We start from the raw sequence: 12729 nt of genomic DNA, 5'->3' as shown, positions 1-12729 counted from the left end.
GGGAGGGACTGAAAGGTCCAGTGAGTTGGGCACACGAAAGCGCCAGTAACCTTGTCGAGGCAAACTTAACGGCCTGAGGGCCAGAAAGGGACAGAAATGTCCAACTATGTTTTAGTTCTGGATGACGGTCGGCGACCCTTATCGCCGACGTCGCCAGCACGAGCGCGGCAGTTGCTGCGCGATGGGAAGGCGGCGGTGTTTCGTCGTTATCCCTTCACGATCATCCTCAAGCGGAAGGTGCCTGATGCGGAGCCCGCACCGGTTGAAGTGAAAATCGACCCCGGCTCCAAGGTCACGGGTCTGGCGCTGGTGCAGGGTGACAAGGTTATCTGGGGCGGGGAGCTGACCCATCGTGGCCACCAAATCAGGGACCGCTTGCAGATGCGCCGTGAGCGCCGTCGTGGACGGCGGAACAAGCTGCGCTACCGCAAGCCACGTTACAGGACAAAGGCTCAGATCAACAACGCCGGCCGAAAGCGTGAGAAGGGTTGGCTCGCACCGAGCCTGATGCACCGCGTCGAAACGATCATGACCTGGATGGACAGGTTCTGCCGCTACGCGCCTGCCGCCTCCATCGCGATGGAACTGGTGAGATTCGATCTGCAGCAGATGCAGAACCCTGAAATCAGCGGCGTCGAGTATCAGCAGGGCGATCTGGCAGGCTACGAAGTGAAGGAGTATCTACTCGCAAAATGGGGCCGCAAATGCGCCTATTGCGGGGCAGAGGGCCGCCCGCTCGAGGTTGAACATATCCAACCCAGGTCGCGCGGCGGCTCGAACAGGGTCAGCAACCTGACGCTGGCCTGCGAGCCCTGCAACCAGAAGAAAGGCAACCGCCCCGTCGAGGACTTCCTGTCGGGCAGGCCCGACCTTCTGGCGCGCATCAGGAAACAGGCGAAACAGCCTCTCAGAGACGCGGCATCGGTCAACTCGACACGCTGGGTCTTGATCAACGCACTGAAGCTGACGGGGCTGCCTGTCACGACGGGAACAGGCGGCAGGACCAAGTACAACCGCAAGCGGATGGGCTGGCCCAAGGCTCATTGGCTCGATGCTGCAGCCGTCGGCCGCGTGGATGCCCTGACCCTTCGCACCGACAAGCCGTTGCTTATCTCTGCCAAGGGTCAGGGTGGTCGACAGAAGGGCGTGTTTGACAAACACGGCCAGCCCCGCCGCAACAAGGCGGGCGCCGCTCAGATCCGCCCGCTCAAGCCCATCCACGGCTGGCGCTCCGGCGACATCGCCAAGGCGCGCGGGCTAGAAGGTCGCATCTCTCCGCGCACCAAGGGTAATTTTGAACTCCGCGCCGCGGGACGGAAACCATGCTCATTCCCGCTTCGCGACTTCGCGGCGATCCATCGCAACGACGGATACGCGTATCAATGATGTTGCGTTCGTTGCGGAAAACTGGGGCCGCCCTGGAGGCCCATGACCGCTCCAAGGCACAGTGGGCCGCCCGAGATCAATGGGCTCGGGATTTTCTCGCAGCACGACGTCAACTTCGTGAAACGAAAAATCAGGATGTAACGGTCTCGGGGGTGAGCGCATGACCAGCACCACGTCCACCATTCCGGCCAAGCCCGGCAAGCCGACCATCGTGCATGTGAACCGGCAGCACATCGGTCAGAATGCCAAGGATGGCGGAAACCGACCGGTCTATACGGTGAAGTGTCCAGACGGCCGGACCCGCTACGCTCGCGAGGTCACCTTCGAAGGTCGCACCCGCGCGATCTATAACGGCGCTCAACTTCGCTGCGGAGCGCGGGCCTGGCTCGAGACAGAATGCGACATCACGCTCATCGACGAGATGAGTTTTCAGGACGCTTGGCAAGCGGTGTAACGCAGCCGCTCTGAAAATTTTCAGGATCCATTTTCACAGGAGTTCCAATGACCAAAAAAACCACCTCCCCGGATGCCGATCTTTCGAGCATCGAGGCCGTTCTCTCCGGGGACGCCGATATCTCGTATCGCCAAGGCTACGTCGTCCTGTCGACCCGGCGATTTCAGGAGATCCTGAACGAACGGGACCGGCTCCTCGCCGAGGCTCGAGCCCAGATCGCGACCGCAGGAGCCGGGGAATGCGCCAACAACCTGGACCCGATTTTCCACGAGGTCGATGACGAATGCCGGCGCCAGGTCGAGGTCGAAGGCTGGACCGCCGAAAACGACGACAGATATTTCGCGGGCCGCCTGGCCGCGGCCGGCGGGACATACGCCCTGCAGGCCGCCGATACCCTAATGGGCCGCCCAGCGCCCGAAAGAGAGATCCCTCGGACCTGGAGCATGGATCCGAAAGCCTGGAAGCCCAAGGATGCTCGGCGGGACCTGATCCGCGCGCTCGCGCTGGGCGTGGCCGAGCTCAAACGAATGCAGCGCGCGGAAACCCCCGCCGCCCGGAAGCACTGAGGAGCACCACGATGTCCGAGCAACTCTCGCTCGAAGAGCAGAATCCCGAAATTTCAGATGCGGAAGACGAAGGCACTGTCGAGGACGGGCCCGCGCCGGTTCTCGAAGAGATGGAGCGTTTCCTGAAGCTTGGCCAGAAGTACACCGACCTTCTTGCCAGATACAGCCTGCTTCATGCGGATGCGGACGACGGACGTCACAAGGTCGCCGGGGAGATGTTCAAGGCGCGCAAGGAAATGCGCGCGATCCTCGACGATGTCACCGAAAGAGCGGGAGAGATCGCATGATGATGTGGGGAAAACGAGTCCTTCGAGAAGCCCGGATCGCGCGCGCCTGCCCGGAAATCCGGGCGTTCGTCCTCCGTCGCTGGGGACTCGGAATTCTGGAAATGATCGCGGTGGTCGTGCTGATCCCGGTCTGGGTCCCGATTGCGATCCTGATGTTGGTCTCGGGCATCACAGCGACGGTCGCCGACCTGGCTCATCGTGTCGGTGGCGTCTTGCTTTGGCCGATCTCCGCAATTGAACGCGCCAGGAAACGGCAACTCACCAACGCGCACGCCACCATGTCTGCCGATGAGATCCGGGAACGCCTCGGTGAGAAGACGCCGCGGATCGTTCCGAATTCGATCCGGTTGCGGGACGCTTCCGAAGAAGCTTGAATTTGGCAAAAGCGGTCAATTTAATCGAGCATGGCCTCGGCGCCCAGGCCGAGAGAAATCAGGATCCCTGCGGTCAGGACAACCGACGCTCCGCCGATTGCGAGGCCGACAGTGGTGGCGACCCCATCCCGTTCAACGAGACCGACGCCGATCACGAAGAGCGAGATCGCCGGAAACCAGCCCGTGAACGGCAGCGGGATGAAAAGCGCGAAAGCGATCAGGAAGAGCAGCGATCCAAGCAGTCGATCATGGCGGCGATCCAGCAGTGGCGAGTGCCGTTCCCGCAGAATGCGCTCCAGCCGGCGGGTGATCGGCCGCAATCGAAGCACGGTTTGCCTCATCTTTCCCTGGTCGAGGCGAAACCGGGAGAGGGGACCGGGGAGCTTCACGCTCGGAAATCCAAGCGCCATCTGCCCGGTTGCAACCAGAAGCGGGACGGCCGTGACCAGTGACGACCCTGGCGGTAGAGGCAGAAGCGTCAGCAGTGAGAAGATGACGATGGCCCACGCGAACGACGTCTCCCCGAGCTCAGCCAGGAGACTCCCGAGCGTCAGCGCCCCTGCGCGCTCCTGGCTGCGGCATGTGCGCAGGATCGGGAGCGATAGAGAAGGTCGTCGTCTAGGTCCTGCCTCGATTTGCATCGGTTCTCACTTTCCGGCGTTTGCAACGCATCTCGGGCCCTCCGGGCAGACATGCAATCCCTGAACGCAGCGGGAGGCCATTTCGTGCCGATTTTCACGCCTGATTGACGTAGGGTCATTTTTGGAGGTGCCAAAGTCTGCGAGATGCCGTAGAAATCCTCCGGGGAGGATACGTCATGCCGTACACGAACAGGATGAATCTAGGCGATTTTGCCATGCCCGCTCAGTGTCAAGGCGAGTTGCTGGCCGAGAACAGGAAGCTGAAGTCGGATCTGCGCAGCTTTGTTGCCGTCGCCATGCAAAATGGACTGCAGCACTACTGCTTGAAGCGTCATCCCGACATCGTGCGTGACCTGGAAGCGGGCGTCCAGCGATCCGAGCAACTTGCCGAGAGCAAGTACGGAAAAGTCCTGTCGATGATCCAGGATGTTCCAGGCCTCCGGGCAACTCGCGGCGAAACCGGAGAGCGCACGTACTATCTCAATGCCGTCGACAATGTCGCTTACCTCGAGCACGAGCTCCTGGACAGGCGCTTCGTCCTGCACGGGATCTGGGTCGCGCCGTCATATCGCGGCCAAGGTATCGCACATCGCATCCTGCGCCGCTTGGTAGATGCCGCCGACGAAGCTGACTGCGGTCTCGCGCTCTACCATGAGCCGTTCGGCTCCGAGGGCCTCAACAAGGAGGAACTGGAAGCTTTTTACGGTCGGCACGGCTTCCAAAATCATGGATGCACGCCAGGCGGCCTGTTTCGGTTCCCGAAGAGTCCGTTGGACTTGTATTCCCGGCGTCAGCTCTGAAAATGGAGCGGCTTGTGCACAGAGTCCGGCAACCTACCAGGCCAGTCTCTGTGCAGCGAGGACATCGGTCTCCGAGCCTTGCTCAGGCAGCTTCAAGACAGTCGATGTACAATCGACCAGCGGTCTGAAAACGCCGCAGGACAAACGGGCCATCACCGCCTTGCCCGGGCTCCTCGAGTATCTTGAAATCGACGCTATCGGCCGCCACCACCGGCAAGGCCCGCCCTTCGGCCTCAAGCGTCAGCCCCAGCAGCATCGACAGCGTTGGGGCCACGTCCACCAGACTGGTCGGTGCGGTTTCGGTCCCAATCCGCCCACCGGGTACGTTCCATATCATGGTGGTGGTCATCTCGTGGCGATTGAGCCCGCCATGCATTCCCCCGCCGAGCGGCACGCCGCCGGTGTACGCTCGACGCCCGGGCAAGCCCCATGTGTCCAGTCCATCATCTGACCGCATGACAAAAAATAGATCAGGCGCTCGTGCGTGTCCGTGCCGAACCAAGGATTGAGGCAGTGCCCCCGGAAGCCTTTCGCAGAGTTCGTCGCGGGCGAATACAGCTCCGACCTTCGGATGCCCCAGCAAGAACGCGGTCGTCGCCGGAAGGAGCGCTGGATCCTCACGCAGAGCCCGCAACTCGCCGGTGGCGCCATTAACCATGGCGAGCTTTGTGTCGGTGTCTGGGGTTGTGCTCGCCGTCAAACCTTCCCTCGTCAGCGCGGCAGCAAGGTCGACTTCCTCATCCGTCGAAATCTGACCGTGGTCTGAAAGCGCAAGGATGGCCGTTCGTTCGGCGTCCGGCCCACTACGGATGTAATCGACAACTTCTCCGAATACCGCATCGGCGGCACGGCGCGCCTTCCGGCTGGCTTCGGATCCAATTTCTCGAAAGTGGAACGACGTGTCCGGTTCGGGTAACCAGAGCCACGCGACGTCGGCACGGTCCTGTGCAAGAGCAAGCTCGCGCAGCACCCTGCCAGCGTACCCGGTTGCATCGATCTTGGGAATCTCCATCTCCGGCAATGGCCCGCATGCGGCTACGGCACGCCGGACGGCTTCAGGTGTTTGGGTCTTGCCTTCACCATGGACGGAAATCGTCCAGTGACCGTGCTTTGCGGCTTCGTGGTTCACAAGGAATGCAGAGCCTGCCGACCCGGCATGTACCGTAGCCATCTTCTTGCCCGCCCGGGCCAATGCATGCCCCAGACTGTCCGCAGTCACGATGTCGCCGAGCGTCGCACGGATCCGAGCCAAATGTTCGAAGTCCGATGTATCGACGGCTCGTCCCTGCAAGACCTGCGGCAGATGGAAGGCGTTTCCCACGATCCCATGCGACTCTGGCCACGTCCCCGTGGCAAGAGACGTGGTGCAGACCCGCGTGAGCGACGGGAAGACTGAGCGCGCGTTCGCGAAATTCAGGCTCTCGGCTGCAAAGGCCTGCAGGTTGGGCATCGTCTCGTCGATGAGATCCGGACGCAGTCCGTCGAAGACGACGACGACCGCCTTTTCGACAACGGGGCTCATGCCGCGTTCACCCTTGCCGCAAAGTCCTGTGCAGCGCGAAGCGTTGCCCGCTCCGCGTGGCTGTGGAAGTTGCGCTTGATCTCGATGACCGCGCGGGTGCCCGAGCGTACCGGAAGTCGGTCGGCCAGCGCGTCGAAGTCCACCGACCCCATGCCGCGCGGCGCATGCATGTCGCCGACACCGAAGAAGTGCTTTTCACCCTCGTGTGTGTAGGGGAAGGTTGCCGGCACGCCGGTGCTGTCGGAGTAGTGGATGTGTCCGATCCAGGGCCCCAACGCGACGCATGCCTCGATCATGTCGAAGCCACACAGCACTGCACCCTGTTGGGCGTGACTGATGTCGAGACATGCGAAAACCGCCTTATGGTCGAGCATCGAAAGCTGATCGGCAAGCTGTCGCGGATCCAGAGAATATGAGGTCTCAAGCCCCTCGATCACCCGCCGGTTGGGCGAGATGTTTTCGTATGCGATGGCAGTGCCGAGGTTCCGGGCGTGCGCTGCCACGGGCGCCAACCGCTCGAGTTCGCGCGCCAGCAGCTCCTCGCGACGTTCGGCCCAGGCAGCGGGATGGCAACGCCCCGGGTGGATAACGACAGCACCTGCGCCAATCTCGGCCGCGAGTTCCATCGACACCATCGCAGCGCGCTGCATCAGATCACCGTGCTCCTCGTCCATGAGGTTGATGGCGATGGGCGCATGCATGGAATAATTCAATGGATAGCGGGCCATGATCTCGCGGATGCGGGCTACCCGTTCCGGGAGTAGCCGGCACGAAACCACGGCGTCCAGCCCGGTCGCGGTGATCTCGGCACCATTGCATCCGATCTCCGTCATGTGCGCCAGACGGGCATCGAGACGGTCCAGATCGGCTTCGGCCCCGGTGTTGAAACCAACCGCGGCGATACGGACGGCGCCAGCCGGGGTTTCGGGGGTAAGGATATCGGTGGCTGTCATGTCTCAGGTCTCCAGAGATGGGTCGAGTTTGATACGCAGCCAGTCACCCAGGACCGACATGCTGAGTGTCGTTAGGAAAATCACCATTCCGGGGATCACGGCGAGCCACCATGCATTGATAAGGTAGTCGCGCCCGTCGCCCAGCATCTGGCCGAGCGATGTCATCGGCGGCCGTATTCCGAGGCCGAGAAAACTGAGCGAAGTCTCGAACAGAATGGTGCTGGGAAAATTGATCGTCAGCTGTACGATCAGCGGGCCCGCGATATTGGGCAGAATGTGGTGCACATAGACGCGCGAAGGCTTCCCTCCAAGCCCTCGGACCGCCAGAGCGTAACCTTGTTCGCGAGCAGACAGAACCAAGCCCCGGGTGATGCGGGCGTAGGTCTCCCATCCGTAGAGCGCCATGATCCCGATGAAAATCACCATGGAATTCCCCATGAAGGCGAGGATGGCGAGCGCGATGATGAACCACGGCATGGCGGCTTGGAAATCGACCAGCCCCATGATGACCTCGTCCCAGAGTCCGCCCTTGTGCGCTGCGACAAACCCCAGCGCGATGCCCATGACGGCTCCCAGAACCGTTCCGAGGATCGAAAGGAGCATCGATGTCTGGGCAGCAACGAGAAGCCGCGACAGCAAATCGCGCCCCAGGGTGTCAGTTCCCAGGGGATGCGTCCAGGTAGCGCCCGACAGCGGAACAGGCGGGGTCATCCGGTTCATCAGGTCCACGTGGTCGAACGCGTATGGCTGCACGAGCTGGGCAAAGGCCGCGACGAAGAGCATGAGGGCCATAAAGCACATGGCGCAGATCACCACGACAGGAAGCTGGGAAAGCCCTGCTAGCCACCTGCGGGTGCGCCCCGGGCCAACTGAGTCAATAACGCTCATGCCTGTGCCCTCCGTCCCACGCGGACCCTCGGGTCGAGCCAGCCATAGATCAGGTCGACCAGCATGTTGGCCATGACCATGGTGAAAGCGAGGATGATCATGATGCACTGGACGACCGCGAGATCGCGCGTGGCCACGGCACTGGTCAGCAGTCGCCCGATCCCGGGCCATGCGAAGACTGTCTCGGTCACAACAGCCCAGCCCAGCATTTCCCCGATTTTTATGCCGAGGACGGTGACGACCGGCACCGAGGCATTGGGAAGCGCGTGGCGCACAACCCTTTGCCCCAGGCTCGCGCCCTTGGAGCGCGCCGTTCGCATGTAAGCCTTCGACAGCACCTCGATCATCGAAGATCGCGTGTAGCGGGCGATCTGCGCGGCGAACCCCGTGCCCAGCGTTGCGGCCGGCATGATGAGGTGTTGCCATGTGCCGGAGCCGGACGAAGGAAGCACCCGAAGTTTCAAGGAAAAAATCAGGATCAGCAGGATGCCGAGAAAGAAATTCGGCATCGAGAAGCCGAAGACAGCGATGCTCATGACGATGCGATCCAGCCAGCTATTGCGATAGACCGCGGCAAGAACGCCAAGGGGCATGCCGATCAGCAAGGCGACCGCGATGGAGGCGAGCCCCAGGAGCGCAGTCTTCGGAACGCGTTCCCACACCACCTGGAAGGCGTCGAGGTTGTTGCGGAACGAAACGCCGAAGTCGCCTTGCAGAAGCGCCCGGAGGTAGGAGGTGTATTGCTCCCACAGGGGTAGATCCAGACCCCATTTTGCACGATAAAAGTCCCGTGTTGCCTGGTCGACGTCATCTGGAAGAAGAACCATCGTCGGATCGCCGGAAAGGCGCAGGACAAAAAATACAAAGGTCAGCACAAGCCACATCGTGACCAGGGCCCGGAGGAGTTTCAGCGAAATCCAGGTCATTGTGACAATTCCTCGACGCGGTGGCAGGCGGCTCGTCGGCCTCCGAAATCGCGCAGCGCGGGGCGCTCAGCGCGGCATACGTCCGTTGCGAACGGGCAGCGCGGATGGAAGCGACAGGCCGGCGGAGGCGCCGCCGGGTTCGGCGGATCGCCGATGCGGGGTGCGGCCCGGCTGCGCCTGGCCGGATCGGGGACCGGCACCGCCTCGAGAAGCGCGCGGGCATAGGGGTGCAGGGCACCGTCGAAGAATGCGTCGCGCGGCGCTTCCTCGACCACCTCTCCTAGGTACATGACGGCGACCCGATCCGAGACGTGGCGCAGCACAGACAGATCATGGGTTACGAAAAGATATGCCAGCCCCCGATCACGCTGCAGATCCTGGATCAGGTTCACAATCTGGGCCTGAATGGACACGTCGAGCGCCGAGACCGGTTCATCCATGACGATCAGATCCGGATTGAGCGTCAAGGCGCGGGCGATAACCACGCGTTGGAGCTGGCCGCCCGACAGTTCGAAGGGGTGCCGCGATCCCATTGCGGGAACAAGCCCCACGTCTGCCATCGCCTTCTGGGCACGTTCCAGCGGAAGGCCATGAATCCGCAGCGGCTCCTCGATCTGGGTGCGTATGGTTTGACGCGGGTCGAGGGCGCCTGCAGCATCCTGGTAGATCAGCTGGACCCTGCGACGCAGGCGGCGCCACGCTTCGGTATCTTGACCGGGCAACGGCGTCCCGTCGAAGACCACGCCGCCTTCATCGCAAGGGCTGAGCCCCAGCACGAGGCGCGAGAGCGTCGACTTGCCGCACCCGGACTCGCCCACGATCCCCAGGGTCTCGCCCCGCTCGAGCGTGAGTGAGACCCCATCCACGGCGTTGAACCGGCGAGCCTTTCGAAAAAGGCTCCTGCGCCCCACCTGGTAGGATTTGCGCAGGCTTTCGGCGTGCAGAAGTGCGGTCATGAGTATTCTCTCTCGCGCCGCACGACCGGGGCGGGCGCGGGCGTCAGCGGATGGTGGCAGGCATATCCCAGAGCCATTTCTGGCACATCCGCCGCGCACCGTTCGCTCGCGCGCGGGCAGCGGGGCGCAAAGGTGCAGCCCGGCGGAAGCGCGTCGATGGTCGGCACCGTGCCCGGGATAGTGGAAAGTCTCTCGTTCTTGCGTTGGCGCTCCGGCAGCGACGCCAGCAATCCCCGCGTGTAAGGGTGACGCGGTGCGGCGAAGAGGTCGGCCACATCGGCGCGCTCCACGACGCGACCGGCATACATGACCGCCACCCGGTCGGCATTCTGCGCCACGAGACCAAGGTCGTGGGTGACGAAGATCACGCCCATGCCGAGGCTCTCGCGAAGATCGGCGATCAGGTCGAGGATCTGGGCTTGCAGCGTGACGTCGAGCGCGGTCGTCGCCTCGTCGGCGATCAGAAGCTTCGGGTTCCCGGCGATGGCAAGCGCGATCATCGCGCGCTGGTTCATGCCCCCGGAGAACTGGTGCGGATATTCCCGGGCGCGCCGCTCGGGGTCTGGCAGGCCCACACGGCCAAGAAGACGTACCGCCTCGGCCTGCGCCTCCCGTCTGGTGGCGCCCTTGCGCAGGCGGACGGCCTCGGCCACCTGCCAACCGATAGAACGGACCGGATTCAACCCGCCCGTGGCATCCTGAAAGACGCTGGACAGGCTGCGGCGGCGCAGGGTGCGGGCGTCTTTCTCGGAAAGCGCGCAGAGGTCGCGTCCCTCGATACGCAGCGCGCCACCGGCGACCCGCCCACGCTTCGGCAGAAGGCCCGCGATCGCAAGGCAGGTCATCGACTTGCCGCAACCGGACTCGCCGACCAACGCCAGGGTCATGCCGGCCTCGAGCGAAAAGCTCACATCCCGGACCGGGCGCACGGGAGAGTTACGGGGACGGTCAACTTCGACCGACACGTTTTCAGCTGAAAACAGCATTTCGGACTTTCGGAAATCGGAGGAACGGTCCCGGCGTTCAAGACGCCGAGACCAGGTCGCACTCAGTTGTTCGGAGCGTCTCCGAAGGTCAGGTTGTAGGGCCGCAGGTCCATGTAATAGAGGCCGTAGGGCTGCCACTGGATGTCGCGACGCATCGCGTAGGTTTCCAGCGGGTTGTACAGCATCGTACCGGGGGCCTCGTCGACCCAGATGTCCAGCGCGTCGCGATACGCTTGCTGGCGCTCATCCCAGTCGGTCGAGGTCACGATCACGTCCTGCAGGTCGTTGAATGCCTCGGGCGCCTTCCAGCTGCGCGCCGGATCTTCGTTGTTGTTCTGCACCCAGCTTTCCTTGCCCCATTGCGGCACGAAGCTGCCGGTCGGATCGGGAAGACGGTGGGTATTCGACCAGGGACGGATATGGACGGTCTGGTCAGGGTCGTTCACCTGCGACCAATTCTCGACCGGCTGCAGCGTCACGTTGAGGCCCACCTCGCTCCACATCTGCTGCATCGCCTGCGCCGCCTCGAGCGACATCAGGTAATAGTTGAGCGGCAGCTTGTAGACGATTTCTTCACCGTCGTAGCAATCGCAGGCGGCCAAAATCTCGCGTGCCTTCTCCGGATCGTAAGCGAAATCCGGGTAGTCCTCCATGTACATCTCGTAGGCCGGCAGCTGGTGGCCGTTGGGCGTGTAGTTCTTGTCGGCCCAGAGCGCCTCGCGCAGCAGATCGCGGTCAATGCCCAGGCTCAGCGCCTGGCGCACGGCCTTGTGCGCGGTCGGCCCGTCGTTGAAGAAGACCAGCATGTGCGTGTTGTCGAGAACGATTTGCTCAACCTTCAGATCGTCGTAGCCTTCCACGACAGGGATTTGGTCCGGCGGGATGTTGACCGAGATGTCGTATTCACCGGACACGAGGCCCGCGATCCGCGCCGAGACTTCAGGAACCTGCACGAAGGTCACCGACTTGGCGGTCGGCTCGCCTCCAAAATAATCATCGTGGGCGACAAGGCGGATGTACTCTCCGTCGACCCATTCGTCCATTTTGTATGGACCGGTGCCGACAGGGTTCCGCGCGAATGCGTCCTTGCCCTGCGTCATGTAATTCTTGTTCTCGACCACCCAGAAGGCATAGCCTGCGAGGCGCTGTTCAAGCAGCACGTCGGGCTCCTTCGAGACGACACGTACGGTGTACTTGTCCACCGGTTCAATGTGGCTGATGGTCAGCATGAAGCGCTTGGCGGCGCCGATCAGCGGGTCGTAGCCATGGCCGCGGCCGGCACTGAATGAAAAAACCACGTCATCCGAGGTCAGTTCCGAGCCGTCATGGAACTTGACGCCCTCGCGCAGTTTCAACTCGAGCGTCCGGTCGTCGATCCGGGTCCAACTTTCGGCCAGACCCGGCACGAGTTTGGATGCGCTTCCGGAACCGTCGGCGAGGAAATCGCGGCGGATCAGGCTGTCGAACATCGAGTAAGAGATCCGTACGGCAACATTGCCCATCTCCTCGATACCTTCCAAGCTGCCGGGAAGGTCATTGACGGCTACCGTAAGGTCGGGGCGCTCGTCCTGTGCCGCGACCGGAAGGGCCGCCGACAGCGAGACGAAAGCCGCTGCTAAATATGTCTTGAAGCTTTTCAGCATCGGGTTTCTCCGGGTTGTGGCTTGCGGCCGAGCCGCGCAACCCACGACTTTCATCCGAATGAATCTCCGACGTGTATGCGATGCGAACTTTTTGCGCAGGATTTGTCACAATATGACGACGCCCGATGTTCCGTCACGGGTCGAGTAATACAGGCGGTGTAGGGTCCGCGAGCAGGTCCAAGAGTAAATCCTGGAAGAGGCTGAGCCCTCCAACCTGGCAGTGGATAGGAGCCGAAACCGTGATCTCTTCCTTTTCAGAACAGTTTGCATGGCACGGCCAGGAAACCACTCGCACATCGAGATGAGAATGGTGCGGATCGTTCAACCATCGCTGCCATGCCGTTTGG

14 protein-coding genes are annotated in these 12729 nt (G+C 62.3%); 6 read left to right on the top strand and 8 right to left on the bottom strand.

Features of this window, described 5'->3' with window-relative positions:
* Positions 1–96 precede the first annotated feature (96 nt).
* From iscB to SALMUC_RS08250, 5 genes are all read left to right on the top strand, one after another.
* Positions 97–1386 (top strand): RNA-guided endonuclease IscB, encoded by a 1290-nt coding sequence (gene iscB / locus SALMUC_RS08270; protein WP_037371366.1) that lies wholly within the window; start codon positions 97–99, stop codon positions 1384–1386.
* Between the two features lie 160 nt (positions 1387–1546).
* Positions 1547–1840 (top strand): hypothetical protein, encoded by a 294-nt coding sequence (locus tag SALMUC_RS08265; RefSeq protein ID WP_020042033.1) that lies wholly within the window; start codon positions 1547–1549, stop codon positions 1838–1840.
* Between the two features lie 47 nt (positions 1841–1887).
* Positions 1888–2406, top strand: a complete 519-nt coding sequence (locus tag SALMUC_RS28130) for a hypothetical protein (RefSeq protein ID WP_020042034.1) — start codon at positions 1888–1890, stop codon at positions 2404–2406.
* A gap of 11 nt (positions 2407–2417) precedes the next feature.
* Positions 2418–2693 carry a hypothetical protein gene (locus SALMUC_RS08255; RefSeq protein WP_020042035.1) on the top strand — a complete coding sequence of 92 codons (276 nt, stop codon included), beginning with the start codon at positions 2418–2420 and terminating at the stop codon, positions 2691–2693.
* On the top strand, positions 2690–3067 hold the full coding sequence (locus tag SALMUC_RS08250) for a hypothetical protein (RefSeq protein WP_020042036.1): 378 nt from the start codon (positions 2690–2692) through the stop codon (positions 3065–3067). Before SALMUC_RS08255 ends, SALMUC_RS08250 begins: the two co-directional genes overlap by 4 nt.
* A gap of 20 nt (positions 3068–3087) precedes the next feature.
* On the opposite strand, the gene SALMUC_RS08245 is transcribed toward SALMUC_RS08250, so the two are convergent.
* Positions 3088–3708, bottom strand: a complete 621-nt coding sequence (locus SALMUC_RS08245) for an exopolysaccharide biosynthesis protein (RefSeq protein WP_020042037.1) — start codon at positions 3706–3708, stop codon at positions 3088–3090.
* A gap of 176 nt (positions 3709–3884) precedes the next feature.
* Here SALMUC_RS08245 and SALMUC_RS08240 point away from each other — a divergent pair, with 176 nt between their 5' ends.
* Positions 3885–4508: a GNAT family N-acetyltransferase gene (locus SALMUC_RS08240; RefSeq protein WP_020042038.1), complete on the top strand. Its 624-nt coding sequence runs from the start codon at positions 3885–3887 to the stop codon at positions 4506–4508.
* An 82-nt stretch (positions 4509–4590) separates the two neighbouring features.
* Here SALMUC_RS08240 and SALMUC_RS08235 read toward each other — a convergent pair whose 3' ends face one another.
* The 7 genes from SALMUC_RS08235 to SALMUC_RS08205 form a co-directional block, all read right to left on the bottom strand.
* Complete coding sequence (locus SALMUC_RS08235; RefSeq protein WP_020042039.1) at positions 4591–6030, bottom strand: alkaline phosphatase family protein; 1440 nt, start codon at positions 6028–6030, stop codon at positions 4591–4593.
* Complete coding sequence (locus tag SALMUC_RS08230) at positions 6027–6983, bottom strand: sugar phosphate isomerase/epimerase family protein (protein ID WP_020042040.1); 957 nt, start codon at positions 6981–6983, stop codon at positions 6027–6029. Before SALMUC_RS08230 ends, SALMUC_RS08235 begins: the two co-directional genes overlap by 4 nt.
* Before the next feature lie 3 nt (positions 6984–6986).
* Complete coding sequence (locus tag SALMUC_RS08225) at positions 6987–7871, bottom strand: ABC transporter permease (protein WP_020042041.1); 885 nt, start codon at positions 7869–7871, stop codon at positions 6987–6989.
* Complete coding sequence (locus SALMUC_RS08220; protein WP_020042042.1) at positions 7868–8797, bottom strand: ABC transporter permease; 930 nt, start codon at positions 8795–8797, stop codon at positions 7868–7870. The genes SALMUC_RS08225 and SALMUC_RS08220 overlap by 4 nt, the downstream gene beginning before the upstream one ends.
* Positions 8794–9753 carry an ABC transporter ATP-binding protein gene (locus tag SALMUC_RS08215; RefSeq protein WP_020042043.1) on the bottom strand — a complete coding sequence of 320 codons (960 nt, stop codon included), beginning with the start codon at positions 9751–9753 and terminating at the stop codon, positions 8794–8796. Before SALMUC_RS08215 ends, SALMUC_RS08220 begins: the two co-directional genes overlap by 4 nt.
* Positions 9750–10739: an ABC transporter ATP-binding protein gene (locus SALMUC_RS08210; RefSeq protein ID WP_051155883.1), complete on the bottom strand. Its 990-nt coding sequence runs from the start codon at positions 10737–10739 to the stop codon at positions 9750–9752. The genes SALMUC_RS08215 and SALMUC_RS08210 overlap by 4 nt, the downstream gene beginning before the upstream one ends.
* Before the next feature lie 62 nt (positions 10740–10801).
* Positions 10802–12382 carry an ABC transporter substrate-binding protein gene (locus SALMUC_RS08205; RefSeq protein WP_020042045.1) on the bottom strand — a complete coding sequence of 527 codons (1581 nt, stop codon included), beginning with the start codon at positions 12380–12382 and terminating at the stop codon, positions 10802–10804.
* Positions 12383–12729: the final 347 nt, after the last annotated feature.

It is taken from the genome of Salipiger mucosus DSM 16094 (genome assembly GCF_000442255.1).
In the GTDB taxonomy this organism is placed as follows: domain Bacteria; phylum Pseudomonadota; class Alphaproteobacteria; order Rhodobacterales; family Rhodobacteraceae; genus Salipiger; species Salipiger mucosus.
This window is presented reverse-complemented; position numbering and strand designations above follow the sequence as displayed.

Excerpts from the sequence above, each read along its gene's own strand:
- SALMUC_RS08220 (WP_020042042.1), bottom strand. The coding sequence starts at position 8,797 with ATGACCTGGATTTCGCTGAAACTCCTCCGGGCCCTGGTCACGATGTGG.
- SALMUC_RS08235 (WP_020042039.1), bottom strand. The coding sequence starts at position 6,030 with ATGAGCCCCGTTGTCGAAAAGGCGGTCGTCGTCGTCTTCGACGGACTG.
- SALMUC_RS08240 (WP_020042038.1), top strand. The coding sequence starts at position 3,885 with ATGCCGTACACGAACAGGATGAATCTAGGCGATTTTGCCATGCCCGCT.
- iscB (WP_037371366.1), top strand. The coding sequence starts at position 97 with ATGTCCAACTATGTTTTAGTTCTGGATGACGGTCGGCGACCCTTATCG.
- SALMUC_RS08255 (WP_020042035.1), top strand. The coding sequence starts at position 2,418 with ATGTCCGAGCAACTCTCGCTCGAAGAGCAGAATCCCGAAATTTCAGAT.
- SALMUC_RS08215 (WP_020042043.1), bottom strand. The coding sequence starts at position 9,753 with ATGACCGCACTTCTGCACGCCGAAAGCCTGCGCAAATCCTACCAGGTG.
- SALMUC_RS08205 (WP_020042045.1), bottom strand. The coding sequence starts at position 12,382 with ATGCTGAAAAGCTTCAAGACATATTTAGCAGCGGCTTTCGTCTCGCTG.
- SALMUC_RS28130 (WP_020042034.1), top strand. The coding sequence starts at position 1,888 with ATGACCAAAAAAACCACCTCCCCGGATGCCGATCTTTCGAGCATCGAG.
- SALMUC_RS08265 (WP_020042033.1), top strand. The coding sequence starts at position 1,547 with ATGACCAGCACCACGTCCACCATTCCGGCCAAGCCCGGCAAGCCGACC.
- SALMUC_RS08230 (WP_020042040.1), bottom strand. The coding sequence starts at position 6,983 with ATGACAGCCACCGATATCCTTACCCCCGAAACCCCGGCTGGCGCCGTC.
- SALMUC_RS08250 (WP_020042036.1), top strand. The coding sequence starts at position 2,690 with ATGATGATGTGGGGAAAACGAGTCCTTCGAGAAGCCCGGATCGCGCGC.
- SALMUC_RS08225 (WP_020042041.1), bottom strand. The coding sequence starts at position 7,871 with ATGAGCGTTATTGACTCAGTTGGCCCGGGGCGCACCCGCAGGTGGCTA.
- SALMUC_RS08245 (WP_020042037.1), bottom strand. The coding sequence starts at position 3,708 with ATGCAAATCGAGGCAGGACCTAGACGACGACCTTCTCTATCGCTCCCG.
- SALMUC_RS08210 (WP_051155883.1), bottom strand. The coding sequence starts at position 10,739 with ATGCTGTTTTCAGCTGAAAACGTGTCGGTCGAAGTTGACCGTCCCCGT.